This is a genomic window from Burkholderia sp. Ax-1719, from assembly GCF_011753055.1.
Taxonomy (GTDB): domain Bacteria; phylum Pseudomonadota; class Gammaproteobacteria; order Burkholderiales; family Burkholderiaceae; genus Paraburkholderia.
Map to the genome: position 1 here is coordinate 74078 of NZ_VWWJ01000013.1, position 25737 is coordinate 99814.

Here is a 25737-nt window from a genome sequence, read left to right on the forward strand (position 1 = left end):
CTCATTCCCCCACCATGAAGACGCGCGTCACCGGCAGCGCGAGCGAGCGGGCGCCCACGCGCACTTCCAGCCCCGTCACCGCGCGCGGCACCGGCGCGTTGCCGAGCTGCGGCACCTTTACGCCGTTGTTGTTGGCGTTGAGCTGCGAACGCACGTCGCCCATGTCCGAGGTCCAGCCGACCTTCGGCACGTAGAGGCGCGCATTGATCGAGGTGACGCCCTGCATCATCGGCAAGGCGCTCCAGACGTCGGTTTCACCGCCGCGCAGCGCGCTGCGCAACTCGCCGATATGCGCAAGCGGCGGCGAGGCGTAACGCACGATCTGCCCGTTGGTCACGCGGTAACGCACCACCTGCAGACGCGGCGCGGAACCCGGCGGCACCGGGAACGCGCGCACGATCTGCAGCGCGCCGCCGTCGACGGCGATGGCGGGCGAACCCGCTTCGTCGTCGCTTACGGCCTGGCGCGTGTCGATGCGCATCTGGTCGAACATCTGAGCGAAGACGCGCTCTTCGGCCATCGATTGCGTGATGATGTTGCGCCCGCGCACGATCTGGTCGAGACCGCGCCACGACAGGATCGCCACCACGGCCATGATGGCGATGGCAACCAGCAGCTCGATCAGCGTGAAGCCGCGTTCGCGTCCTGGTTTGCGTCGTGTTGAAGGTGTTATGCGCATGGGATGATCACAGTGACCGGTTCGTCTCATTGCCGAGCACCGTGACAAGTTGCGCAAGAATGCCGTCGCGGCCCGGCATCGTCACCGACACCTCCACGCGGCGAAAAATCGGATTGGGCGTAGCGGCAACATGCTGCGTGCAGGTCAGCCGCAGATTGCCCTGCGAGCAGTCGAAGCTGCGCTCGCCAACGTCCGGCCACGCATGCGCGAGGCGCAACTGGGCGAGCGCGTTGTCGGCGCTCCAGCCCGCGAGCAGGCGGTCGTGCAGTTCGGCTTCGCTGGTGGCGAGACTGCCGACCGCGCGCAGCGACGCGGCCAGCGCAATCGCCACGATGGCGAGCGCCACCAGCACCTCGATCATAGTGAAACCGCGCGCGGTCCGGCCCGCGGCATGACGCGGTGAAGTGCAGAAAGAAGAGCGCTCGCGCATCTCAGCGAACCTCATACCGGCCCGTGCCGGTGCCGACGATGGTGGCGCGTCCCGCCGCCGAAAAGAGCGTGATCTCGACGGGTTGCTCGACGGCTTCGGTGCCGAAGATGAGCCGGTTCGCGTGGTAATCGTCGTCGCTGCCGGGGTAGGTGATCGACACGCCGGTCACGCCGCCTTCCCACCCGCGTGGGCCGAGCAGGTCGTCGCGCAGCGGACGCCAGCCGTCCTCGGTACGCACTTCGAAGCGAAAGCCGCCCGCGAGCGGCTGCCACGCGATCGGTCGCGCGCGCACCTGCGCCTCGTCGCCCGCCGATTCGAACAGCAGCGCGAGACGCTGCGCTTCTTCGTTGAGATCGGTGCGCGGATTGCGCGTGAGCGACAGCGAGACGAGCGACACCAGCAGCCCTGCGATCAGCAGCACCACGAGCATTTCCAGCAGCGTGAAGCCGGCCGAACGCGCAGGCGTCGGCGCGCGGTCACGGCGGCGCGCAATGCGGACAGGGCGGGAACGCATGGTCTGAAGGGCGTAGTGCGGGGCGTTCGGGGCGCAACATCGCGGCACGGCGGTCGAAAGGAAGCTGAATATTTCGACTGGGCCGCGCCGCGCAAGTTATCGCGAGTGAATGAAGGCTACTGCCAGGAACCGATATCGGCGTCGTTGCCTTCGCCGCCCGGTTTGCCGTCGGCGCCATAGCTGAAGACGTCGATCTCGCCATGCACGCCCGGGTTCAGATACTGGTACGGATTGCCCCACGGATCGTTGGGCAGGCGCTCCAGATAGCCGCCGTCCTTCCAGTTGTTCGGCACCGGGTCGGTGGTCGGCTTCTGGACCAGCGCCTGCAGACCCTGATCCTGGGCCGGATAGCGGCCGTTATCGAGGCGATACAGCTTCATGGCCTGCATGATCGTGCCGATGTCCTGCTTGGCCGCCACGCGGCGCGCTTCGTCGGGACGGCTCATGATCTTCGGCACGATCAGCGCGGCGAGAATGCCGAGGATCGCGATCACGACCATGATTTCGATCAGCGTGAAGCCGCGTTGACGGCGCGTGCGCCCCTCGATGACGTCGCGGCTGATTTGCCCACGGTATTTGGCCCACATGGACATAACGGACTTCCCTCCTGATGATGATCGTTGCCTGTTGCTGCGGCGTAACTTGCGCCGCGTCTGTGACGGGTCATTGTAATGTCACACGATGACGCCTTTGCGACCCTCTTTCGAGTCTGATTCTGAGTCTGAACCCGATACGTACTTCTACTAGCGCTGCCGGGGCCTTCGCTGCCATCAAAACGTACACATAACTCCGTACAATGGCCCGCATGAACCCACTGCAAATCCGTCTTCTGTCACTCGCTGCCTTCGCGGTGTTTTGCGCCACGGCCGCGTGGTGGACGCTCGAAATCGCCGCCTCGCGCGCCGCGCCCGTGCAGGCCGCCGCGGCCCAGCCGCCCGTCTCGCTCGATCAGGCCGGCGTGCTGTTCGGCGGCAAGCTCGATCACAACGTCGCGCAGGACATTCATCTGTTCGGCATCCTCGCGCTTACGCAAGGCGCGGCGGCTATCGTCAGCATCGGCGGCGAACCGGCTCACGCCATCGCGCTGGGCGGAGCGATCGGCCAGGATTCGAAGCTCGCCGAAGTGCGCGCCCGTTCGATCGTGATCGACCGTCACGGCGTGCATTCCGAAATCTTCCTGCCCGCCAACCCCGGCGGTCCCACCATCTACGTGCGCTGAACCCAGGCGCAACCGTCAGACCCGCCTCGTGCGGTGCATGCTGATTGCATCACTGCACGAGGTTGTTCAATTCGATGATCGGCAGCATCACCGCGAGCACGATCACCAGCACCACGCCCCCCATCGCCAGAATCAGCAGCGGCTCCAGCAGGCTGGTGAGGAACATCGTGCGCCGCTCCAGTTCGCGCGCCTCGCCTTCGGCGGCGCGGTCGAGCATGGTGGTGACGTCGCCGGTCGCCTCGCCCGAGCGGATCAGGTGCACCAGCACGGGCGGAAACGTCTTCGTATTTCCTAGCGCACGCGAGAGCGACGTGCCTTCACGCACGCGCACGATGGCGTCGTCGATGTTGTTGCGCATGGCCTTGTTCGAGAGCGTTTCGCCGGCCGCCTGCAACGCGCGCAGGATCGGCACGCCCGCCGCGCTCAGAATGCCCAGCGTGCTGGCGAAGCGCACCGTGTTGTAGCCGCGCACGAGCTTGCCCGCGAGCGGCGCGGTGAGCAGCCAGCGGTCGAACGAAAGACGCGGCCCGGGACGGCGCAAGGTCGCCCGCACCATCCACGCAACGAGCGCCACGACGATCAGCACGGCCCACCACCATTGCCGCACGAAGGACGACAGCGCCATCATCACAATGGTCAGAAACGGCAACTGCTGCTTGGTGCTCGCGAACACGTTGACGACCTGCGGCACCACATAGCTCAGCAGGAACGTGACGATGCCGAACGCGATGATCGTGACGATCGTCGGGTAGGTGAAGGCCAGCACGATCTTCTGCTTGAGCGCGTTGCGCTGCTCGATGTAGTCGGCCAGGCGCGACAGCACGATGCCGAGCTTGCCGGTGTGCTCGCCCGCCGCGACCAGCGCGCGGTAAATATCGGGAAAATCGCGCGGATGCTGCGCGAGCGCATTGGCGAGCGAATGACCGCCGAGCACTTCGGCGCGGATCGCGGCCATCAGCTCGCGGATGTAATCGCGTTCGGACTGCTCGGTGAGCACGGCGAGCGCCTCGCCCAGCGGCAGGCCCGCGATCAGCAGACTCGCGAGCTGGCGCGTGAGAATCGCCTGTTCGCGCTGCGAGAGCTTGCGCCCAAGCGCCAGCCGTTGCTGACGCGCGCCACGCGTGCGGGTTGCAGCGGGTTCGACGACGAGCGGCGTCAGCCCCTGGCCGCGCAACTGCTGACGGGCGCCGCGTGCGCTGTCGGCGTCGAGCACGCCTTTTTGCGCTTTACCCGCGGCGTCGATGGCTTCGAAACGGAATGCCGGCATGGTGCTGGTTCGCCTCCCGTCGCCTTAAGCGCCGCCTGTCACGCGCAGCACTTCTTCAAGCGAAGTCCTGCCCGCGTCGAGCCAGCGCTCGCCGTCTTCGCGCAGCGTGCGCATGCCTTGCGCGCGGCTGGCGGCGAAGATTTCGGCATCGGCGGCGTTGCGGTGGATCAGGGCGCGGATCGGCTCGTCCATCACCAGCAGTTCATACACGCCGCGTCGGCCCGAGTAGCCCGAGTTGCCACAACGCTCGCAGCCCACCGGGTGATAGCGCGTGCGGCCGTCTTCTTCCACGCGCGCTTCCTTGCAGTGCGGACACAACTGGCGCACCAGACGCTGCGCCAGCACGCCCAGCAGCGACGACGCCAGCAGATACGGCTCGACACCCATATCGGTCAGACGCGTGACGGCGGAAGCCGCATCGTTGGTGTGCAGCGTGGCGAGCACGAGGTGGCCCGTGAGCGAGGCCTGCACGGCAATCTGCGCGGTCTCCAGATCGCGGATTTCGCCGATCATGATGATGTCCGGATCCTGGCGCAGGATCGAGCGCAGCGCCCGCGCGAAGGTCATGCCGATGCGCTCGTTCACCTGGGTCTGACCGATGCCCGAGAGGTCGTACTCGATCGGGTCTTCCACGGTCATGATGTTGGTCGTGGCGGTTTCCAGCCGCGACATTGACGCATACAGCGTGGTCGTCTTGCCGGAGCCGGTCGGGCCGGTCACGAGCACGATGCCGTGCGGCCTGGCGATCAGCTGGTCGAACTGGCCGAGCGTATCGGACGCCATGCCGAGCGCTTCCAGATTCAGGCGCTGCGCGTCCTTTTCCAGCAGACGCAGCACGGCGCGCTCGCCATGGCCGGTCGGCAGGGTGGAGACGCGCACGTCCACCGGCCGTCCGCCCACGCGCAGCGTGATGCGGCCGTCCTGCGGCAGACGTTTTTCGGCGATGTCGAGCTGCGCCATGATCTTGATACGCGAGATCAGCGCGCCATGCAGCGCCTTCTTCGGGCGCACCACGTCGCGCAACGTGCCATCGACACGAAAGCGCACGACGGAGGCGTTTTCGAACGGCTCGATGTGAATATCCGAAGCCTGCTCGCGCGCCGCCTGCGTGAGCAGCGCGTTGATCATGCGGATGATCGGTGCGTCGTCTTCGGACTCCAGCAGGTCTTCCACTTCGGGAATGTCCTGCATGAGGCGCGAAAGATCGACTTCGCCTTCCACTTCACCCACCACCTGCGCCGCGCTGCCGTCCTGGCGCGCGTAGGCCTGGTTGATCGCCTGGACCAGCTCGTCGGCGGCCACGCGCACGAGCGTCAATGCGCCGAAATTGCGGGCGACTTCCGCGATCGCCGCCTGCGAGGTGCGATCGCTGATCCACACTTCGAGCCCGTCGGCGTGTTGCTGCGCGACCAGAATCTGACCGCTGCGCGCGAAGCCGTACGGCACGAGCCGTGCGGCCAGCGGCGAGGGCGCCGTTAAGGACTGGCGCGGTGTTTCTGCGGTGCTCAAGGCTGCACCCTCGGCGAGGTCGTGAGGGGTTGTTGCTGCGTCGGGTCGGCAGGCGCGACCTGCAACGGCGCGCCTTGCACTGGCACGGGCGACGTTTGCACCGGCGCGGTCTGCACGGGCGCGGTCTGGACCGGTGCAGGCTGCGTAGCATTGGCCGGCAGCGAGCGCACGATCTGATCGCGCCGCATGCGGTCGAGGTCGAACAGATTCACTGCGGAACCACCTTCGGCCGGGCCAAGCGGCATCGGCGGCACGACCGGATCGTCCTTGTCGCGCATCAGGTTGTTGTCGGTCTTGTACGCGCCCGTCACGCCCTGGATGTAGTCGTAGCGGTTCGACGTCACGGCCTGCGCCGTATCGCGGTCGCTGATGATCACGGGGCGCAGGAACACCATCAGATTGGTCTTCTGACGCGTCTTGTTTTCCGAACGGAACAGCTGGCCGATCCACGGAATATCGCCGAGCAGCGGCACCTTGCTGTTGCTGACCTGGTAGTTGTCCTGCATCAGGCCGCCGAGCACGATGATTTCGCCGTTATCGGCCAGCACGGTCGACTGGATCGAACGCTTGGTGAAATCCGGGCCGGCCGGATTGGTCGCCACACTGGTCGTGCCGTTCACGATCGCCGAATCTTCGGTGTAAAGCTGAAGCTTGAGCACGCCGCCTTCGGTGATCTGCGGCTTGATGTGCAGCGTCAGACCGACATCGACGCGGTCATAGGTGTTGAACGCCGAACTCGTGGATCCGCTCGTGAGGTTCGAATACGAACCGGTCTGGATCGGCACGTTGGTGCCCACCACGATCTTCGCTTCCTGGTTGTCGAGCGTGATCAGGTTAGGCGTGGACAGCACATTGGCGTCCGAAGTCTGCGACAGCGCCTGCAGCAGCGCGCCCAGTCCCTGCACGCCGAACAGGTTGTGCACCCAGCCCACGTTCAGGCCCTGCTGGAGGCCTGCCAGCGAACTCACGAGACCGCCGCCCGTCACCGCGTTGGCCGTCAGGTTGATGATGCTGTTGCTGCTGCCGGTCGACAGGTTGGTGCCAGCCAGCACATTGCCGCTGCCGATCTGCCACTGGATGCCCAGATTGGCGTTGGTGTTCGAGTTCAGCTCGACGATCAGCGCTTCGATATAGACCTGGGCGCGGCGCGCGTCGAGCTGGTCGATCACGGTGCGCAGGTTGCGGTAGAGAGGATCCGGCGCGGTAATGATGAGCGAATTGGTGGCCGCATCGGCCTGGATCATGCCGCCGCCCGACGCGTTGTCGTCGCTCTTGTCCTTGCCGTTGTCGCCGAGGAAGTCGCTGTTGCCGCCGGAGGACGAGCCGCCCGACATCGGATTGTTCGACGAGCCGCTGCCGCCCAGCGAGCTGGGCAACGGCGGCGTGCCCGACATACCGGTCGAGTTGCTGCCGCCGATACCGCCGCCGCCATTGCCGTTGCTGTTCTGGTTGAACGAATTCGCATTGCCGCCGGACGACGACGAATCGTTGCCGCCCTTGCCCATCATGCCGCGCAGGGTCTTGGCCAGTTGCACAGCGTCGGCGTTGCGCAGCGACACCACGTGCATATTGCCCGGCATGCTGGTGGGCGCGTCCAGCTCTTTCGCAAGCTGTCTGGCCGCTGCGAGACGCTGCGCATTCGAGGCGCGCAGCATGATCGAGTTGGTGCGCGAATCGGCCAGCACCGTGACCTTGAGCGTGGGATCGGAGCCGCCGATCGCGCCCGGATCGAGCATTTTCTGCAGCGTGGGCGCGATGTCGAGCGCATTGGCGTTGCGCAGCGGCACGACCTGCACCTGCTGGCCGGCTGCCGTATCCACGCCCGCGATGATCGCCGCGATACGCCGCACGTTGTCGGCGTAATCGGTCACGACGAGCGCGTTGTTGCCCGGATAGGCCGCGATGGTGTTGTTCGGCGAAATGAGCGGACGCAGCACCGGCAACAGATTGTTGGCCGACTCATTGCGCAGCTGGAATACCTGGGTGATGACCTGGTCGCCACGCGCGCCGGGCGCGTTGCCTACATAGGTGGGCACACCCTGGAGCTTGGCGTCGGCCTCGGGCACCACCTTGAGGACGCCGTGATCCTGAACCAGCGAGAAACCCTGCATGCGCAGCGCCGATTGCAGCGTCTTGAGCGCCTGATCCTCGGGAACGGGGTTCTCGGAGACGAGATTGAGCTGCCCCTTCACGCGCGGATCGACGATGATCGTTTTGCCGGTGGCCGCGCCGATGGCCTTCGCGACCTGATCGATATCGGCGTTGACGAAGTTGAGGGTGACCTGGGCATGCGCGAGCTGCGCCGTCATCAGTCCGCTCACGAGCAGCGCCGTGGCGAGGCGACGCAAAGCCATACGATTTCTTCTCATGGGTGTCTTGTCGAAGCCGGCAGCGGACACCGCCGGCCAGTCGTACTTATCCGTACTTATCGTGCTCAGTGCGCATCGTGCCCGTGCGAACGACCCGCTGGATGCATGCAACGCACCCGCCGGCCTCCCAACCGCCGCAGACTGCCGACGCTCCTCCCCCGGCAACCGATGCTCACCAAAAAGAGCAACAGTAGCAGTTTTTCGTGTCGAATTTGTCACAAAGGCAAAACGTCTGGGGATTTCTTCTAAAGCTTTGGACGCCGCAAAAGGAATTTGTAAGGATCGACGCGCATCAAGGACGTGCCCCGGCGACGTTGCGCCGTCCGATGGGCTTCGCGTATCAGCCGTTCGGGCAGTTTGAAGCGTCATGGACTGCCGGTATCATACGGGCGGCGCGATGCCTGTGGATTCACGGCTTGCGCGCACGTTGCGCCTGAAAGACGCGGGTTTTCCCGATACCGCAAGGATCCGGTACGGATCAGGCAATACCCGTATCGATCCTCGCCAGGACTGTTTCGCACTCCACTCGACGTTGCAATGAAAAAGGTTGCGTCCGCCACGATCTCCGCTTTCGTCATGCTTGCCGCTGTGGCAAGTACGCCGGCGCGCGCCGATTGTTTCGACGAGGCCGCGCACTACCAGAAGGTCAATCCGCTGATCCTGCGCGCGATTGCCTGGCAGGAGTCGCACAACACGCCTGACGCACTGCACAGGAATGCGAACGGTTCGACCGATTACGGCGTGATGCAGATCAATTCGATTCATCTGCCCGCGCTCGCCCAGTACGGCATCTCGCAAAGCACGCTGATGGAGCCGTGCAAGAACGTCTATATTGCCGCCTGGCATCTGCGCCAGAAGATGAACAAATACGGCAACACCTGGGCAGCGGTGGGCGCATACCACTCCGAAACGCCCACGCTGCGCGATCAGTACGCCCAGCAGATCGCCGCCATCCTGCGTAAATGGAAGCTGATGCCCTGACGGGCCCGCGCAAGGCATTGCGCGCCGGTTGACCTGGCCAGACGGCTAACGCTGTCAGCGTGGCGCCCGCGCATGGTGCAAAATGCAGGTTTGCGTCTTCCGGGTCGCCTGTGTGACCCGGTTTTCTGCCGCTTTTTCCTCCTGTTTTCTTACTGCACACTGCGATGAACCCGACGCCACTGCCCGTCACCGTGCTCTCCGGCTTTCTGGGCGCGGGCAAGACCACATTGCTCAGTCACGTCCTCGCGAACCGCGCCGGTCTGCGCGTAGCCGTGATCGTCAACGACCTGGCCGCCGTCAATATCGACGCGGCGCTCGTGCGTGACGCCTCCGCGCTCGCGCGCGTCGAAGAGCGACTCGTCGAACTGTCCAACGGCTGCATCTGCTGCACGCTGCGCGACGACCTGCTCACCGAAATCCGCCGTCTGGCCGATCCGGCCCAGGCGGGCCAGCGTTTCGACGCCATCCTGATCGAATCGACCGGCGTGGCCGAACCCATGCCGGTGGCCGAAACCTTCACGTTCACCGACGAAGACGGCGCTTCGCTGGCCGATCTCGCGCGCCTGGACACCATGGTCACCGTGGTGGACGCCTTCAATTTCCTGCGCGACTACGCCAGCGCCGATCCGCTCGCCGAGCGCGGCATGACCGTGGGCGAGGGCGACGACCGCACCATCGTCGAATTGCTGATCGAGCAGGTGGAGTTCTGCGACGTGCTGGTGCTCAACAAGGCCGATCTCGTCAGCGCCGACGACCTCGCGCAACTGCAGCAGATTCTTGCGCGCATCAATCCGCGCGCGGTGCAGGTGGTGAGCCGCTTTGGCGAGGTGCCGCTCGACGCCGTGCTCAACACGGGGCGCTTCGATTTCGATGCGGCCGCAAGCGCGCCTGGCTGGCTGGCATCGCTGCACGAAGACGAACACGCGCATGACCATGACCACGTGCATGGACACGACCACGCTCACGGCGACGACGCCTGCGGCGCGCATTGCAGCCATCCGGATCATCAGCATCGCAGCGAAGCGGATACCTACGGCATCGGCAACTTCGTCTATCGCGCACGCAAACCCTTCCATCCCGAGCGTCTGTGGGCGCTGCTCAATCAGGAATGGACCGGCGTGCTGCGCTCGAAAGGTTTTTTCTGGCTCGCCACGCGCAACGATGTGGCCGGTCAGCTCTCGCAGGCAGGCGGCGTGTGCCGCCACGGCCCGGCGGGCACCTGGTGGGCCGCGCAGCCACGCGAGGAATGGCCGCAGGACGCCGAGCTGGAACAGGAAATCGCCCGCGACTGGTTTGGCGACGCCAATGACACGCGCATCGGCGATCGTCGTCAGGAACTGGTGATGATCGGTGTGAATCTGGATCATGCGGCGTGGCGCGCGAAGCTCGACGCCTGCCTCGTCACGGATGCCGAATTCGCTGCCGGCCCCGACGCCTGGCAGGCCTACGCCGACCCATTCCCGCAATGGGATTTCGACGACGAAGACGATCATGACCACGATGGCGAAGGCGAAATCGTCCATCGTCACGACTGATCGACGATGAAAAAGCCGCCTGAAAAGGCGGCTTTTTTGCATCGAGCGGCAAACTGCAGGCGAAAAAAAACCCGCCAGGGGCGGGTGTCAACTTAAAGCGGTATTGCTTTGACTTGCTTTAACGCTTGTTGACGGCGTCCTTGAACGCCTTGCCAGCCGTGAACTTGACGGTCTTGGCTGCCGGAATCTTGATGGTCTCGCCGGTCTTCGGGTTACGGCCCGTACGTGCCGCGCGCTTGCCCGAGCCGAAGCTGCCGAAGCCGATCAGCTGGACAGCGTCGCCTTTCGACACGGCCTTCTTGACCACTTCGAGGAGCGTATCCAGCGTTTCACCGGTTTGAGCCTTGCTAGCGCCCGTCTGTGCTGCGACGGCGTCGATCAGTTCCTGTTTATTCATTGAGATATTCCTTTCTGTGTTTAGGTTGACACGAACAGCGCGAACGCGCCGATTATACGGACGCGTGCCGCGCCGTCGAGCAGCGCGGACCCGGAGCACCCCGGGGATTTGCGTCGCGGCGTGAAGCGCTAAACAGAGCCAGCACCTTCCCGCGACGTCCGTGCTGCCGCTTCCCTGGGCGGCGCTTGCTATGATAGCGCAGCGCAAACCCAATAACGACAAGGGTTTCGAAGATTTCGAGGGGTCCGCGCGGGTTTTTCTGCGCGTGCTCGCGTTTTTGATGTGCGCCGCGCGCAAAACGCAGTCGGCGCGCATCGATTTCACTGTCGCGCGTTGCTTTCCGCCAACGCTTTGCGGCCGCAAACCCAGACCCCACGGGCATTTCCCCACTTTCCCGGCCCTCGCGTTAGTCATGACCGCCACCCTGATTCCCGCCACGCTCGCCTTTCGCGAAGATGGCACGCCGTTTTCGCCGCATTTCGGCGACGTCTATCACAGTCCTTCGGGCGCTTTTGCGCAGTCCGATTTCGTCTTTCTAAAAGGCAACGGCCTGCCGCAGCGCTGGCAAAACCGGCGCATTTTTACCGTGCTGGAAACCGGTTTCGGCATGGGCGTGAATTTCCTCGCGACCTGGAACGCGTGGCGCGAGGACCCTGCTCGTTGCGAGCGCCTGCATTTTGTCTCGGTAGAAAAGCATCCGTTTGCGCGCGAGGACCTGCGCGCCGTGCTCGACACAGTCGTCGCCCACGCGCCCAACGGCGAGCTTGCGACGCTTGCGCGCGAACTGGTCGACGCCTGGCCGATGCTGGTGCCGGGCACCCATCGGCTGGAATTCGAGGGCGGACGCGTGACGCTCACGCTGGTGTTTGGCGACGCCGTCGAAGCGCTTCCCAAAATGTGGTTACGCGCCGACGCGATTTACCTCGATGGATTCGCGCCCGCGAAAAATCCCGAACTCTGGTCGCCGTCCATCTTCAAGGCGCTCGCGCGCGTCGCGGGCGAGGAGGCGACCTTCGCCACCTGGAGCAGCGCGGGCGACGTCAAGCGCGCGCTCGAACAGCAGGGTTTCGAGTTTCGCAAGACGCCTGGCTTCGGCGGCAAATGGGCGATGCTGACCGGACGCTTCGCGCCGCGCTGGCGCGTGCGCCGCTACGAGCCGCCGCTACCGATGACGCTTACCGAACGGCACGCCGTGGTGATCGGCGCGGGACTCGCGGGTAGTGCGCTGGTCGAGCGGCTGGCCGCGCGCGGCTGGCGCGTCAGCTTGCTGGAACGCCATCCCGCGCCCGCGTGCGAGGCGTCAGGCAATCCCGCTGGCGTGTTCCATCCGCTGATTTCGCGCGATGACAGCAACGCTTCGCGCATCACGCGCGCGGGTTTTCTTTACGCGCTGCGCCGCTGGGCCGCACTCGATGCGCTGGGTCACGCGCCCACGCGCAGTCATGCCGGACTGCTGCACCTGGCCACCGACGATGAATCGCGCGCCGTGGCGCAAGCGCTCGCATCGTTTGGTTATCCCGATGAATTCGTACGCGCTGTCGATCGCGAAGAAGCCCAGCGAATTGCGGGCGTTGCGCTCGCTCAGGGCGGCTGGCTGTATCCGCGCGGCGGCGCAATCGACCCGGCCTCGCTGTGCCGGGCGCAGATCGCTGCGGCCAGCGCGTACAGCGGCGCGCAGGTGGACGTGCGCTATGGCGTGCAGGTCGGGCGCATCGCGCGGGCGGGCGAGTCGTGGCAGGTATTTGACGATGACGGAGCATTGATCGCGCAGGCGGGCGCGGTGATCTTCGCCAATGCACACGACGCCGCGCGCGCCGCGGCGCTCGACTTCGCGCCCACGCGCAGCGTGCGCGGCCAGCTCACGCTGATCGACGACAGCCCGCTCGCGGCGCTGCGCGTGCCCGTGATCGGCGACGGCTACGCGGTGCCGCTCGACGGCGGCGTGACGCTCGCAGGCGCAACCTACGAAGTCGACGATACGAATCTCGACCTGCGCGCGCCGGGCCACGTAGAGAACCTCGAACGCGTCGCGTTGATGCTGCCGGAACTGGCGCAGTCGCGCGAACCCCAAACCGGCTGGCGCGGCCGCGTGGCGCTGCGCTGCGTGACGAGCGATCGCATGCCGATGCTCGGCCAGCTCGGCGACGAGGACGCCGCCCGCCGTGACGCCCAGCGTCTCTCGGGCGCGTGGCCGCAGGATCTGCCGCGCGCGCCCGGACTCTTTGGCGCGTTCGCATTCGGCTCGCGCGGGCTGGTGTGGGCCTCGCTGGGCGCGGAGCTGATCGCCTCGCAGCTCGAAGGCGAGCCCTGGCCGATCGAGCGCGAACTCGCTGAACAGATCGATCCGGCCCGTTTCCTGCAGCGCGCCCTGCGCCAGCGCAGTCTCTAACCGCACCCTGCGGCACGAACCTTACAGCAAACCTTACAACGCCACCAATACAGTTATCCTCGTACCCATGTGGATAACTGCGTGAGTTGTGGACAAGTTTGGTGTGGGCGCGTTGTGGGCGTAAACGGGATAACTCGCGACCTGCTTTGCGCCCCGAAAAAGTTATTCTTGATTGCCAGGCAACACACCACACACTGTGCGACGGGTTGTGCGATCGCCAAGCTGATGATTCACATACGTATACAGGGGTTATCCACAGGAAAGTGCCGCCCTTGTTAACTTCTACTACGTATACATACGGTAAACCGTAAACCTGAAGCTGGCGCTATCGCTCCCGGCAGGAAAACGCTGGAGAGCGCTGTCGCGCTGTTTTGGCCATACACACTCACCACTCACGTAGCAACGGTCATTTTTTCCACATCGTCAGCGAAAACGGGCGCAATTACCGGCAACGCCTGGCTTCATCGGTTCAAGTGGGACAATTGCAAAAAAGCTATGGCACAATCGCCGTTCTTTTCCGCGTCGTCCGCCAGACAAGCGATACCCAATGGCTGACGCGTCCACGGAACGGATGCCGCCTGAACTGGATCTCAGTGCTCAGGACAGCCGGCAGCGTTCGTTCACCCATCCCGGGCGCTGACATTCGACAAGAACGCGCCTGGACCGGCTGTTCGCCGCGCAAGCGGCACCGGTGCGAGTTTCCCCGCTGTGATTAGCCGTGCCTTCGCCGCACGTCGACTGCTGCCAGCCCTGGCTGCGGGCTTGCGCGTCGGCGGCGGATACTGCCGGGATACCGCAGACAGCGTCGCGCCCGGCTCGCCGCATATCCGCCACGCATGTGTTATGTCTGCGAGGCACGCGGCTTGCCCATGAGCCGGGCCGTAGCGGTACTCGTACGTCGGACAGCTGGACTTGTCTTCTGCCGGCCGGAGCGGGCCTTGAATGCCTCATCCGGTCCCCTGCACGAAGGTGTTGCCAAGGAGAAGCCTTCACGATGAAGTCGGCGTTTTCGTTCTTTCCCGCGTGGCCGCTGCAGCCAGACGGTATTTTCTGGGCCGGCCTTGCGCTGCTCGCCGCCGGTCTGTGCGGCGAACTCTGCTATCGCGCATGGCGTCTGCCGCGCATTTCGGGCTACGCGATCATTGGCCTGATTGCCGGTTCGGCGGGCTTCGGCGTCATCGACATCGACACCGCCAATGCCGCCCGGCCGGTGCTGGACGTCGCGCTTGGGCTGCTGCTGTTCGAACTCGGCAGCCGGCTCGATCTGCGCTGGATCCGCCGTAATCCCTGGCTGATCCTGTCGAGCCTCGCCGAAGCTTCGCTTACGTTCGTACTGGTGCTCGGGGTCCTGCTGTTTCTGTCGGTGCCCGCGATGGTCGCCATCGTGGTCGCTTCGATCTCCATGGCCACGTCTCCGGCCATGGTCATCCAGCTCAAGACCGAGTTGCGCGCCGAAGGGCAGGTCACGCAGCGTCTCATCACGCTGACGGCGCTCAACAGCATGTACGCCGTGGTGATCGAAAAGCTCGCGTCCAGCTGGCTGCATCAGGAAATCTACGGCAACGTGTTTGCCACCATCCTGCAGCCGCTGTATCTGCTGGTCGGCTCTATCGTGGTTGCCTATGTGCTCGCGCGCGCCTGCACCTTGTTCTACCGGCGTCTGAGCCCGCAGGACGAGCACTCGTTCGTGGCGCTGTTCGGTCTCGTGCTGCTGGCGATCGCCGTGGCGCATCTGCTCAAGCTGTCGACCATCCTGAGCCTGCTGGCCGCGGGCATCATCGTGAAGAATCTGGAAGTGCGCCCGCAGCTCTGGCCGCAGCACTTCGGCACGGCCGGATGGCTGCTCACGGTGATCCTGTTCGTGCTGACCATGACGACGTTCGAGTGGCACTACATCCTCGTCGGCGGTCTGGCGGCAGCGGGGCTGATCCTCGCGCGGCTGGTGGCGAAGCTCGTCGGCGTGCTGATCTTCGCCAGGCCGAGCGGGCTCGAACTCAAGCAGGGTGTGGCGCTCGGCGTGGCGCTGACGCCGATGTCGGCGCTGGCGCTGCTGCTCATGGAGGACACCTACGATCTGTATCCGAACTTCGATCCGGGTCTGCGCGCGATCATGATGTGTGCCATCGTGGTGTTGCAGCTGCTCGGTCCGTGGCTCGTGTATCGCGCGCTGGCGCTGGTTGGCGAACGCGGCGAAGAATGAACGCGGCGGCCGAGTGCCGCCATGAAACACCGCCCGCCACGCGCGCGGCCGGCCGCTGCTGGCCTCGCGTGGCGCGGCCGAATGAGGGGACGACATGTCACTGGAAACTTTTGTCGATTCGAAGCCGTTCACCTTCGGCGTCGAGCTCGAAATGCAGATCGTCAACACGCACGATTACGATCTGACCAAGGCGGGCAGCGATCTCATGCGCCTCATCAAGGACCAGGAGATTCCCGGCAATATCACGCCTGAAATCACCGAAAGCATGATCGAACTGTCCACCGGCATCTGCACGCATCACGAACAGGCCGTGGCCGATCTGCGCAAGATCCGCGATGTGCTGGTGTCGGCGGCGGACCGTCTGAACGTCGGCCTGTGCGGCGGAGGGACGCATGCGTTCCAGCAATGGAGCGACCGGCGCATCGTCGATACACCGCGCTTTCAGTACCTTTCGGAGCTGTACGGTTATCTCGCCAAGCAGTTCACGGTGTTTGGCCAGCACGTGCACATCGGCTGCCCGGATGCGGATAGCGCGCTCTTTTTGCTGCATTCGCTGTCGCGCTTCATTCCTCATTTCATTGCGCTGTCGGCATCGTCGCCCTATGTGCAGGGCGTGGACACCGGATTTCATTCGGCACGACTAAATTCCGTGTTCGCGTTCCCGCTGTCGGGCCGCGCGCCGTTCGTGCTGAGCTGGGAGGAGTTCAAGGAATACTTCTCGAAGATGGTCCATACGGGCGTCGTCAACAGCATGAAGGACTTTTACTGGGACATCCGCCCGAAGCCCGGTTTCGGCACGATCGAAGTACGCGTGATGGATACGCCGCTTTCGGTCGAGCGCGCCGCGGCGATCGCCTGCTATATCCAGACGCTCGCGCGCCATCTGCTCATCGACCGGCCGATCCAGCCGCTTGAGGACGATTACCTCGTCTACACGTTCAACCGCTTCCAGGCCTGCCGTTTTGGCCTGGCAGGCACCGTGGTCGATCCGCAGACCGGCGAGCGCCGCACGATTTCCGAGGACATTCTTGCCACGCTTGAAAAAATCGCGCCGCACGGCGAGGTGCTGGGTTCCACGCGGGCGCTGAGCGAAATCGGCACGATCGCGCGCTCGCAGAACAACGACGCGAGCTGGCTGCGCAGCGTGGTCGCGGACGAAAAATCGCTGCACGAAGCGGTGCGGCAGCAGTGTCTGCGCTGGCGCGCATGACAGCTTGTGCGCCGCTTGGGCGCTGAGCATCGCGACTACGCGAGCCGCGCATTTGCGGTGCGAAAGCCGTGAAAGAGGGCAGCCAGAGGCTGCCCTCTTTGTTTGTCGCGAGCGTGTTTATCGCGGGAAAGCGCTGTCGAAACCCCGCTTTAAGCCCTCCTGAAGCCCGCAATGCAGTTTTGCGCGAGCCGCCCAAAGTTTTTTTTGCCCCAGGCAAGATACCAGGGGGTTCTTATTTTTTTGATCTTTGCTCGGATATGGGCAATAGTGTGCAGCAGGGGCCGCGCACACCTGTGGGTAACCGCTGAAATGCCTGAAAACTCAAGGGCCTGCGTTGTGCTTTCAGGAGTCGGTCGCGCTTGCCTGGCAGGCCAAAATGCGCGTCAGGCTGCATGAGGATTTCGTGAAGATTGCGCATCGTCAAGAAGCTGTCCACATACCATTCGCGCACTTACCAACGGGTTATCCACAATTCACGTTTGATAAGTTAGCTGTGCGATTTGCTACTCTCGCATAGAATGTCGGTTTGCTGCGCAGGCACGGGGTTACGAAGGAAGCACCGGGCCTGCCAGGCGAGAAAAAATGACTGTTCGCCCTACGTGTCGCAGTCCGCGTTTGTGGCAGTTTTCGGCGCGAGCGAAGCAGGAATTTTTTGAGATGGTGTGGGCGATTTGCTGAAATCGTCCGCAAGGTTTCCCACAAAGCCGTCGGCGCATGCGGCGGCTGACGATGCAGCGCAAGCTGCCAAATAACCAGCGAAAGACTATGAGCGAAGGCGTATACGGAGAGCAGGCAGCCGGGCGGGTGACCCATAGCCTGCTGCGACTCAGCACGGCTATGCGTAGCCAGGCATGGGACTGGGCTGAAGGCGCAGGCCTCACGCCGACCCAGGGCGAAATTCTCGTGCTGCTGATGCAGCGCAAGGGGCCGATGCGCCTCGGCGAGATCGCCCGCGAGACGGCACTGACTGCCGCCACGACCAGCGATGCAGTGAGCACGCTCGAAACCAAGGGCCTCGTTGAAAAGCGCCGCGCGCTCGACGACGGCCGCGCGCTTGCAGTGCGCTTGACCGCACGTGGCCGTACGGCTGCGAAGAAGGCCGCGCAATGGCCTGACTTCCTCTCGAAGGCCGTCAACACGCTGCGCGCAGACGAGCAATCGGCGTTCTACCGCACGCTGCTCAAGACGGTCTATGTGCTTGAGTCGCAGGAAGCCATGCCGCAGCACCGGATGTGCCTCTCGTGCTCGCACTTCGAGCCGAGCAAGACCCCGAAGAAGACGCCGCACAAGTGCGCGCTGCTGGGCATCCAGATGTCCGACAACGATCTGCGTCTCGATTGCTCGGTGTACGAACAGGCTGACGCGACGACCCAGAAGAAAAACTGGAAGATCTTCGCAGCCTGATCTCACTCAGTGGCACGCGCAGCGCCCACGAAACCCGCCGCTCACCCGCAGCGCCGCGTCGTCTTTCCGGACGGTCGGGCGCTGTGGCGGTCTGAACGGCTTCGCGGCGCGGGCAAGGGCAGGCGAGGCGTCCTGCGGCAGGCTGCCGCAAGCGTGCCATGCGTGCTTTCAAGCGTGCTTTGTCATGTGTACCCGATGCGCGTCTGGCAAGGCGCCGGCGCCGCGCGTCGAATTGTGTAGCTGACCCAGGGATTTGCCGATGAATCGCGAAGTATTGGCCGTTCGCCACGTATATTTCGAGGACCTCGGCAGTTTCGAGCGCGTGCTCGGCGATCGCGGGCGGCCGGTTCGCTATGTCGATGTCGGCTTTGCGCGTGTCGGCGCACTCAATCCCACCTCTGCGTCGCTGATGGTGATCCTTGGCGGTCCCATCAATGCCTGCGACGATGCTCGCTATCCCACACTCGCACCCATTGCCGCGCTGATCGAAAAGCGTATCGCGGCGGGACTGCCCACGCTCGGCATTTGCCTTGGTGCGCAGCTGATTGCGCGCGTGCTCGGCGCGCGCGTTTATGCGGCGGCTCACAAGGAAATCGGCTGGTCGCCGCTTACGCTCACCGATGCGGGCCGCGCTTCGCCGCTGCGCCATCTGGACGGCGCGTTGACCTCGATGCTGCACTGGCACGGCGATACCTTCGATTTGCCCGCGGGCGCCACGCGGCTGGCATCCACGCCGCTGTGCGAAAACCAGGCGTTTGCGTGGGGCGATAACGTGCTCGGGCTGCAATGCCATCCTGAAGTGCGCGCCGACCGTTTCGAGCCCTGGCTGATCGGCAATGCGGGCGAACTGGACGCCGCGGGTATCGACATCAATGCGCTGCGCGCTGAAACGGCCCAGCATGCGCCGCGTCTGGAAACCCAGGCGAGCCTGATGTTGCACGAATGGCTCGAAGCGCTCGACAACCAGGCCGCGAGTGCGGCTGCAAAGCAGCCTTGAATCAGGCATAGCGCAGCGCTCAAGCTGTCATCGGCTGGTTTGTTTTCATACGCGCGCGAGCGCGGCGCTCACGCGTTTTGCCTTGAAAGCGCGTGTCAAAAGCGCGTGCTATTCTCGGACGCTCCCCACCACCGTCCGCACTTTCTCCCCATGAGCAAGCTCTTCACTCCGCTCGCGCTGCGCGGCATGACGCTCGCCAATCGCATTGTCGTTTCGCCGATGTGCCAGTATTCGGCCGAGCGCGGCGAAGCCAACGACTGGCACATGATTCACCTCGGCAGTCTTGCGCTTTCCGGCGCGGCGATGCTGTGCATCGAAGCCACGGCGGTCGAGCCCGATGGCCGCATCACGCCCGGCTGTCTCGGACTCTGGGACGACGCGACCGAAGCCGCGCTCGAACCCGTGATCGCCGCCATCCGCCGTCATTCGCCGATCCGCGTCGCCATGCAGATTTCGCACGCGGGCCGCAAGGCATCGAGCGCGGTGCCCTGGGAAGGCGGTCAGCTGATCAGCGTCGCCGATGGCGGCTGGCTGCCGCACGCACCCTCGGCGCTGCCGCACAAGGACGACGAAACGCCGCCGCTCGCGCTCGACACCGCGGGCCTCAACCGCATCCGCAATGCGTTCGCGGCGACGGCGCGGCGCGCGGCGCGACTGGGTATCGACGCGCTCGAAATCCACTGCGCGCACGGCTATCTGCTGCATCAATTTCTCTCGCCGATCGCCAATCAGCGTACTGACGAATACGGTGGTTCGCTGGAAAACCGCATGCGCTTTCCGCTGGAAATCTACGACATCGTGCGCGCGCAGTTTCCTGAAGATCGACCCGTTGGTGTGCGCGTTTCCGCCACCGATTGGGTCGAAGGCGGCTGGACGCCGGACGACACGGTTGTGTTTGCGCAGGCGCTCAAGGCGCGCGGCGCGGACTGGATCGACGTGTCCTCGGGCGGCGTGTCGCCGTTGCAGAAGATCCCGCTCGAACCCGGCTATCAGGTGCCGTTCGCGCGCAAGGTCAAGCAGGAAACCGGCATGACGACGATTGCCGTCGGCCTCATCACTGATGCGTTGCAGGCCAATCAGATCATCGAAGATGGCGAGGCCGACATGATCGCGATGGCGCGCGCGATGCTCTACGATCCGCGCTGGCCGTGGCACGCTGCCGCGCAACTCGGTGCGACGGTGAGCGCGCCGCCGCAGTACTGGCGTTCGCAGCCACGCGATCAAAAGAAGCTGTTCGGCGATATCACGATTGGGCAACGTTGAGCGCACGCATCGCCTGGCGCGCGTGCGAGAAGCATGCGCGGTATGCGACCGAGGTTGAGGACCGTTGTGTGATGCGCGCAGCGGGTTGAACGAAAGAGGCGCGAGCGTGTACGATGCCGGTTGTGGCGCGCCTCGTATTGTTCATGCACGTTCACGAGCGCGGCGCCGACAAGGCGCCGCGTTTGCGTAGGGCGCGGCATTTTCGGCACGACGCGACGCGCGCAACGTATCGCGAACCGCGTGCGACATGCGTGTGCAACATGCGTTCTCGACGTGCATGAGCCGCGAGCGGGAATATCTCCCCAGTCCCAGTACTTCACAAGGATTCCATCAATGAGTGTACGCAGGATCGTCGTGCGCCAGTCGGGCGTACACGGCAAGGGCGTATTTGCAGCCGATGCGATCGAGGCCGGCGAACGGCTGATCGAATACAAGGGCGAGCGCATCTCGTGGAAGGAAGCATTGCGGCGTCATCCGCATAATCCCGACGAACCGAATCACACCTTCTATTTCGCGCTCGACGACGGCGACGTGATCGACGGCAAGGTGAAGGGCAACAGCGCGCGCTGGATCAACCATTCGTGCGCGCCCAATTGCGAAGCCGAAGAGATCGAAGGACACGTCTACATCCACGCGCTGCGCGACATCGCGCAAGGCGAGGAGCTGTTCTACGACTACGGTCTCGTGATCGACGCGAAGCAGACCAAGAAGCTCAAGCGCGAATACGAATGCCGTTGCGGCGCACGCAAGTGCCGCGGCACCATGCTCGCGCCGCCTGACGACAGCGAAGGCAAGGGCAAGGACAAAGGCGCGAAGAAGGGCAAGAAGAAGAAATGAAGCGCCGACGTTCAAGCTTCGCGTGATTGAAAAGCACATGGGCCGCAATTGCGGCCCATGTTTTTTGTCAGTCAGCACAGCTTGATCGAAGAGCGATCAGAGATCGATCGGCGCCTGATGTGAAGGCTTCTTCGCGGGTTGAGGGGCTTCGCGATCGTCGTCGTGCGTGCTGTCCGATGCGACGATCTTGCGCTTCACGGGGTCGCCCGGGCGCTTCGTATTGAGCGGCACGCGCACGATGAAACGCGCGCCGCCATCGGGCGCATCTTCGTAATGCACGCTGCCGCGATGCAGCGTCATGATGTCGTGCACGATGGCGAGGCCCAGGCCCGCGCCGCTATCGACGCCGCTTTCGCTCTGGCCGTCGCCGCGGAAGAAGCGTTTGAAGAGATCGGCCTGCTGGCCTTGCGGCACGCCGCGGCCATTATCTTCGACGATGATTTCGGCCATCGGCATGCCATCGGCGACCGTCTGCGAAACCGTCACGGTGATGCGGCCGCCATCGGCGCGCGCGGGCGGCAGATACTTGAGCGCGTTGTCGAGCAGGTTGGCGATCACCTCATGCAACAGCACGGGATTGCCGCGCACCATCAGCGGCGTGTCGTTTTCGGGATCGTCCAGACGCTGGAAACCCAGATCGACGTGCCAGGCGAGTGCGCGCGGCACCCATTCCGCGCCGGTCTCGAACGCGAGGGCGGCCATGTCGATATCGACGAAACGCGCGGCCTGTTCACCCGGCTCCGCGCGCGCGAGCGACAGCAACTGGTTCGAGAGTCGCACGGCGCGGTCAGCGGCGGCGCGCAGTTCGCGCACGGCGTCGCTGACCTTCTGCGGCTCGCGCGCGTTGACCGCTTGTTCGGCGTGCAGCTTGACGGCGGTGAGCGGCGTGCGCAGCTGATGCGCGGCATCGGCGATGAACTTGCGCTGGCCGTCGAGCGCGGTCTTCAGACGCCCGAGCAGCGCGTTGAGCGCGCCCGTGAGCGGTCGGATCTCCACCGGCACGTAGGTCTCGTCGACGGGCTCCAGCGACGTGTGCGTCTGGCGATTGAGCGAATCGGCGAGATCGGTCAGCGGGTTGAGCTGCTGGTTCACCACGCGCCACACGATCACCCAGCCTGCCAGCAGCAGAAGCAGCAGCGGCATCATGATCGCGACGAGGAATTCGGCGGCGATGCGAAAACGGTGATGCACCGGCTGACCCACTTCCACGACGATGGGATTGCCATGCGGCTGCGGCACGCGCACCTGGGCGACGCGCACGCTCACGCCTTGATAAACGGTCTCGAACACATACGCGTAATGCATGCGGCGCACGTTGGTGCCTTGCAGCGGCAGATCGTGGTCGCCGGCGATTTCGGTTTCGCCGTTGCTGATGCGGTAGACCAGATGCTCCACCGGATCGGAGAACATCGCCTGGGCGAGCGGCGGCACGGTGACGGGTGCGTCGGGACCGGCGATCTGGATCTGTTTAGAGATGGCGGTGGCCAGGTCGGCCAGCGATCGATCGACCACGTGCTGCGTGTACTGCCACGCGAGCCAATAGGCGATCAGGCCGCTCATCAAGGCGAGCAGCGATAGTGGGGCGGCGAGGCGGCGCAGCAGCGTACGGCGCAGGCTCGTTGCGGCCGGGAGGGACATGATCGGTTCAGGCTCAGGATAGACGTGGGCGCGGCGCCGTGAAAAGCAGGCGGGCCACGCAGGCCTGGATCATTTTACGCGGGTGCAAGCCCGTGCGGCAGAGACTGGGGTCTCGCGGCGCGGCAGTGGCGTAGAACGGGAGAGCGATGGGCGTCCCGCGGGGATGCGAGACGCCTTCAAATACCGCGCTAAGGCTTAGGCAGCCTGGCGGATTTCCTGCAGCAGATAGCCGAAGCCGCGCACCGTGACGATTTCGACGCGGCAGTTTTCGAGTTTCTTGCGCACGCGGTGGACATAAACTTCGATGGCCGTATCGCCGAGATCGCCGCCGAAATGCGTGAGGTGATCCTGCAGTTGCGCCTTGCTCACGACGCGGCCATGACGCAGCAGCAGCATTTCGAGCACGGCGAATTCGCGCGGCGAGAGTTCGAGCGGCTTGTCGTCGTTGAAGATGCGACGATCGACGCCCGACAGACGCACGCCGCCGAGCGACACTTCAGGACGCGGCACGTCGCCGTGCGGGCCGCTGCGGCGCATCACGGCGCGGATGCGCGCTTCGAGTTCGGCCGGTTCGAACGGCTTGAGCATGTAGTCGTCGGCGCCCGAATTGAGGCCTTGCACGCGGTCGTTCAACTCGTCGCGCGCGGTCAGCACGATCACGGGCGTATGACGGTTGCTTTGACGGAAACGCGAGAGCAGCGTCATGCCGTCGATACCCGGCAGGCCGAGGTCGAGGATCACGAGCTCGTGACGGTTCTGCGTGAGTGCCTGTTCGGCGAAGATGCCGTCGTGGACCATGTCGACCGTGAAGCCGGCTTGTTCGAGGCTGGACTGGATGCCGCGTGCGATGGGGCGGTCGTCTTCGATCAGAAGGAGTCGCATGGATTTCGCTCAAGTACAATGGGTTTAGCGTTCAGGCACGCAGTTCGCAAGCGCCGCTTGTCTGTGAAACTCAAGCGCCAGCGCTGCGACTGAGCGGCGCCGCGTGCAACGGTTGCACGATCACGACCAACATGTCCGATATTTCCATCACCGAACTCGAAGCCGCGATCAACTTCTGGCGCGACCGCTCGCCTTCGAGCGGCGACGAACTCGCGTTGTGCCAGGAGGCAAGTGCGCTCTCCAGGCCATATGCGCTGCTGATTGTACAGCGTCAGAACGTCTTCTCACCGGATCGTTTGGACCCTCAGGCACGCATTGCCTGGGAGTCTTACGTGTCCCTCAAGAAAGGCCTTCAAAGCTGAAGGTTTCGACGTCCGATACCCTGCATTATGCTTTCATTGCAGCGCATTTGCCCGTTGCGCGCCGTGCGCACCCTTGCCTAACGCGCGACCCATGCATTGCGCTTACGCGCGTGCCCTACGTAGTTACCCAAACGCGTACCCAGGCGCGTTTTTACCCCATCCGTCGATCAGGTCGAAAGCGGACCCGGCGCAATCGAATCGATAAAGCTCGCGAGTTCGACATCGCGCGTCGTGAGGCCGTCCGCTTCGTGCGTCGACAGCGTGATTTCCACGCGGTTATAGACGTTGAACCATTCGGGATGGTGATTCATTTCCTGCGCCTTGATCGCCACGCGCGTCATGAAGCCAAACGCTTCGTTGAAATCGGCGAAACGGAAATGACGCTGGATGGCGTCGCGGCCCGCGACGGATTGCCAGCCATGCAGGCCGGCGAGCTGCGAGGCGCGCTCTTCGGAGGTGAGTCGGTTGATCATCTTGGCACCTGTATGCGCTATATGCGTTATGCGTTTCATGTTTCGTCGCCGGCGATGCGTCGCGATTCACGCGATGCGACGCCGCAACGATGATTGATTCTTCCACGTATGGCTCGTGCGTGCGAGCGCACGGCGGGCCGACTGCGGCAATTGGCGCAGTCGGGGCAGCGACGGCATTGCGTTGCCGCAAGCGCAATCGCTTTGATGACGCCTAGACGTCGCCGTCGGCGAGCCAGCCTTCGCGCGTGCCGCGCGTGTAGACCGTGTCGCTCGCCAGCACGTCGCCCGCGGCGTGCGGCTCGACGGCGATAAGCGGCGCGGGGTCGCTCAGGCGTGCCGCAATGCCCGCGCCCAGCGCGTCGAACAACTGCGCGAACGAGTCGATCACGAAGTAGGTCTTCTGGAACGTGTCGATGCGGTAGCGCGTGCGCAGCACACGGTCGAGATCGAACGCGAGACGATTGGGCGCGGCGCTTTCCACGCTGTAGAGCGATTCGCCCTTGCTCGACACGATGCCTGCGCCGTAGATCTTCACGCCCGTCCCAGCGCTCGCGTCGCGCATCAGGCCGAACTCCACCGTGTACCAGTAGAGCCGCGCGAGCAGCGGCATGGCGCGTTCCTCGACGGCCAGCGCCGCGCGGCCGTAGGCGTGGATCGCATCGGCGAAAACGGGGTCGGTCAGCAGCGGCACGTGGCCGAACAGGTCGTGGAAGCCGTCCGGTTCCTGGAGATAGTCCAGTTGATCCGGGCGGCGCATCCACCAGGTCACCGGAAAGCGCCGGTTGGCCAGATGCTCGAAAAAGATGCGGTCGGGCACGAGACCCGGCACAGCGACGATGCGCCAGCCCGTGGCGGCCATCAGGCGCTCGCTCACGGCTTCGAAATCGGGCACATGGGCGACGTTCAGGCCAATGCGCTGTGCGCCCTCGATAAAGGCTTCGCAAGCGCGCCCTTCGAGCAGCGCCATCTGCCGACGGTAGAGCTGGTCCCAAACCGCGTGGTCGACCGCGTTGTAACGTTCACGCGGCTGGTCGATGGTGAAATCCGCACGGGTTTCCAGGCCCGCGTCGAATTGTTCCTGCAGTTTGGCGGTGGCGGCGATGGCCATATTCGTGATGCTCCACTAAAGCACTTGCTGACATTTCCTGACAGGAAAGTGTAAAGCGGAGTGCGCGCGGAAAG

General features: G+C 64.3%; 23 protein-coding genes. 11 read left to right on the plus strand and 12 right to left on the minus strand.

Translation table 11 applies throughout. The features are described 5' to 3' along the window. Position 1: 1 nt before the first annotated feature. The 4 genes from F3J17_RS21900 to gspG form a co-directional block, all read right to left on the minus strand. The gene (locus tag F3J17_RS21900) at positions 2 to 679 is read right to left on the minus strand and encodes a prepilin-type N-terminal cleavage/methylation domain-containing protein (protein WP_167063602.1); all 678 of its coding nucleotides are present in this window, start codon (positions 677 to 679) and stop codon (positions 2 to 4) included. Positions 680 to 686: 7 nt separating this feature from the next. Next, positions 687 to 1109, minus strand: coding sequence for a type II secretion system minor pseudopilin GspI (gspI, locus tag F3J17_RS21905; protein ID WP_167063883.1), 423 nt, complete (start codon positions 1107 to 1109; stop codon positions 687 to 689). Between the two features lies 1 nt (position 1110). Next, the gene (locus F3J17_RS21910; protein WP_167063605.1) at positions 1111 to 1623 is read right to left on the minus strand and encodes a GspH/FimT family pseudopilin; all 513 of its coding nucleotides are present in this window, start codon (positions 1621 to 1623) and stop codon (positions 1111 to 1113) included. A 116-nt stretch (positions 1624 to 1739) separates the two neighbouring features. Continuing rightward, the gene (gene gspG, locus F3J17_RS21915) at positions 1740 to 2210 is read right to left on the minus strand and encodes a type II secretion system major pseudopilin GspG (protein WP_167063886.1); all 471 of its coding nucleotides are present in this window, start codon (positions 2208 to 2210) and stop codon (positions 1740 to 1742) included. 218 nt (positions 2211 to 2428) lie between these two features. Between gspG and F3J17_RS21920 the strand changes: the two genes are divergently transcribed. Continuing rightward, on the plus strand, positions 2429 to 2842 hold the full coding sequence (locus tag F3J17_RS21920) for a general secretion pathway protein GspC (RefSeq protein WP_167063607.1): 414 nt from the start codon (positions 2429 to 2431) through the stop codon (positions 2840 to 2842). 49 nt (positions 2843 to 2891) lie between these two features. On the opposite strand, the gene gspF is transcribed toward F3J17_RS21920, so the two are convergent. The 3 genes from gspF to gspD are packed head-to-tail and all read right to left on the minus strand — an operon-like array spanning position 2892 to position 7972. Further along, the gene (gene gspF / locus F3J17_RS21925) at positions 2892 to 4109 is read right to left on the minus strand and encodes a type II secretion system inner membrane protein GspF (protein ID WP_167063610.1); all 1218 of its coding nucleotides are present in this window, start codon (positions 4107 to 4109) and stop codon (positions 2892 to 2894) included. Positions 4110 to 4133: 24 nt separating this feature from the next. Continuing rightward, positions 4134 to 5618, minus strand: a complete 1485-nt coding sequence (gene gspE / locus F3J17_RS21930; protein WP_167063614.1) for a type II secretion system ATPase GspE — start codon at positions 5616 to 5618, stop codon at positions 4134 to 4136. Beyond that, positions 5615 to 7972: a type II secretion system secretin GspD gene (gspD, locus tag F3J17_RS21935; RefSeq protein ID WP_167063617.1), complete on the minus strand. Its 2358-nt coding sequence runs from the start codon at positions 7970 to 7972 to the stop codon at positions 5615 to 5617. The genes gspE and gspD overlap by 4 nt, the downstream gene beginning before the upstream one ends. A gap of 591 nt (positions 7973 to 8563) precedes the next feature. Here gspD and F3J17_RS21940 point away from each other — a divergent pair. Beyond that, entirely contained in the window at positions 8564 to 8968 is a 405-nt protein-coding gene (locus tag F3J17_RS21940; protein ID WP_240161113.1) for a lytic transglycosylase domain-containing protein, read from the plus strand. Between the two features lie 164 nt (positions 8969 to 9132). Then, positions 9133 to 10503 (plus strand): GTP-binding protein, encoded by a 1371-nt coding sequence (locus F3J17_RS21945; protein WP_167063624.1) that lies wholly within the window; start codon positions 9133 to 9135, stop codon positions 10501 to 10503. A gap of 118 nt (positions 10504 to 10621) precedes the next feature. Here the strand turns inward: F3J17_RS21945 and F3J17_RS21950 are convergent, their stop codons facing one another. Then, on the minus strand, positions 10622 to 10900 hold the full coding sequence (locus F3J17_RS21950) for an HU family DNA-binding protein (protein ID WP_027815965.1): 279 nt from the start codon (positions 10898 to 10900) through the stop codon (positions 10622 to 10624). A 412-nt stretch (positions 10901 to 11312) separates the two neighbouring features. Here F3J17_RS21950 and mnmC point away from each other — a divergent pair, with 412 nt between their 5' ends. The 7 genes from mnmC to F3J17_RS21985 all read left to right on the plus strand — a co-directional run bounded on the left by mnmC (position 11313) and on the right by F3J17_RS21985 (position 21200). Beyond that, entirely contained in the window at positions 11313 to 13289 is a 1977-nt protein-coding gene (gene mnmC / locus F3J17_RS21955; RefSeq protein ID WP_167063627.1) for a bifunctional tRNA (5-methylaminomethyl-2-thiouridine)(34)-methyltransferase MnmD/FAD-dependent 5-carboxymethylaminomethyl-2-thiouridine(34) oxidoreductase MnmC, read from the plus strand. Positions 13290 to 14283: 994 nt separating this feature from the next. Continuing rightward, on the plus strand, positions 14284 to 15489 hold the full coding sequence (locus F3J17_RS21960) for a cation:proton antiporter (RefSeq protein ID WP_167063630.1): 1206 nt from the start codon (positions 14284 to 14286) through the stop codon (positions 15487 to 15489). Positions 15490 to 15583: 94 nt separating this feature from the next. Continuing rightward, positions 15584 to 16699 carry a YbdK family carboxylate-amine ligase gene (locus F3J17_RS21965; protein ID WP_167063633.1) on the plus strand — a complete coding sequence of 372 codons (1116 nt, stop codon included), beginning with the start codon at positions 15584 to 15586 and terminating at the stop codon, positions 16697 to 16699. Between the two features lie 765 nt (positions 16700 to 17464). After that, positions 17465 to 18103: a MarR family winged helix-turn-helix transcriptional regulator gene (locus F3J17_RS21970; protein WP_167063636.1), complete on the plus strand. Its 639-nt coding sequence runs from the start codon at positions 17465 to 17467 to the stop codon at positions 18101 to 18103. Positions 18104 to 18362: 259 nt separating this feature from the next. Continuing rightward, positions 18363 to 19100, plus strand: a complete 738-nt coding sequence (locus F3J17_RS21975) for a glutamine amidotransferase (RefSeq protein ID WP_167063639.1) — start codon at positions 18363 to 18365, stop codon at positions 19098 to 19100. Between the two features lie 150 nt (positions 19101 to 19250). Then, positions 19251 to 20363 (plus strand): NADH:flavin oxidoreductase/NADH oxidase, encoded by a 1113-nt coding sequence (locus F3J17_RS21980; RefSeq protein ID WP_167063642.1) that lies wholly within the window; start codon positions 19251 to 19253, stop codon positions 20361 to 20363. Positions 20364 to 20696: 333 nt separating this feature from the next. Further along, positions 20697 to 21200 carry an SET domain-containing protein-lysine N-methyltransferase gene (locus F3J17_RS21985; RefSeq protein ID WP_167063645.1) on the plus strand — a complete coding sequence of 168 codons (504 nt, stop codon included), beginning with the start codon at positions 20697 to 20699 and terminating at the stop codon, positions 21198 to 21200. Positions 21201 to 21296: 96 nt separating this feature from the next. On the opposite strand, the gene F3J17_RS21990 is transcribed toward F3J17_RS21985, so the two are convergent. Together F3J17_RS21990 and F3J17_RS21995 are read right to left on the minus strand one after the other, a co-directional pair. Next, positions 21297 to 22838 (minus strand): sensor histidine kinase, encoded by a 1542-nt coding sequence (locus tag F3J17_RS21990; protein WP_167063648.1) that lies wholly within the window; start codon positions 22836 to 22838, stop codon positions 21297 to 21299. A gap of 195 nt (positions 22839 to 23033) precedes the next feature. Continuing rightward, complete coding sequence (locus F3J17_RS21995) at positions 23034 to 23720, minus strand: response regulator transcription factor (protein WP_027815974.1); 687 nt, start codon at positions 23718 to 23720, stop codon at positions 23034 to 23036. Between the two features lie 131 nt (positions 23721 to 23851). Here F3J17_RS21995 and F3J17_RS22000 point away from each other — a divergent pair, with 131 nt between their 5' ends. Then, positions 23852 to 24082: a DUF3717 domain-containing protein gene (locus F3J17_RS22000; RefSeq protein ID WP_167063651.1), complete on the plus strand. Its 231-nt coding sequence runs from the start codon at positions 23852 to 23854 to the stop codon at positions 24080 to 24082. Between the two features lie 167 nt (positions 24083 to 24249). Here the strand turns inward: F3J17_RS22000 and F3J17_RS22005 are convergent, their stop codons facing one another. Further along, positions 24250 to 24594, minus strand: a complete 345-nt coding sequence (locus F3J17_RS22005) for a 4a-hydroxytetrahydrobiopterin dehydratase (protein ID WP_275692916.1) — start codon at positions 24592 to 24594, stop codon at positions 24250 to 24252. A gap of 172 nt (positions 24595 to 24766) precedes the next feature. Continuing rightward, positions 24767 to 25663: a phenylalanine 4-monooxygenase gene (gene phhA, locus F3J17_RS22010; protein WP_167063657.1), complete on the minus strand. Its 897-nt coding sequence runs from the start codon at positions 25661 to 25663 to the stop codon at positions 24767 to 24769. Between the last annotated feature and the right edge of the window lie 74 nt (positions 25664 to 25737).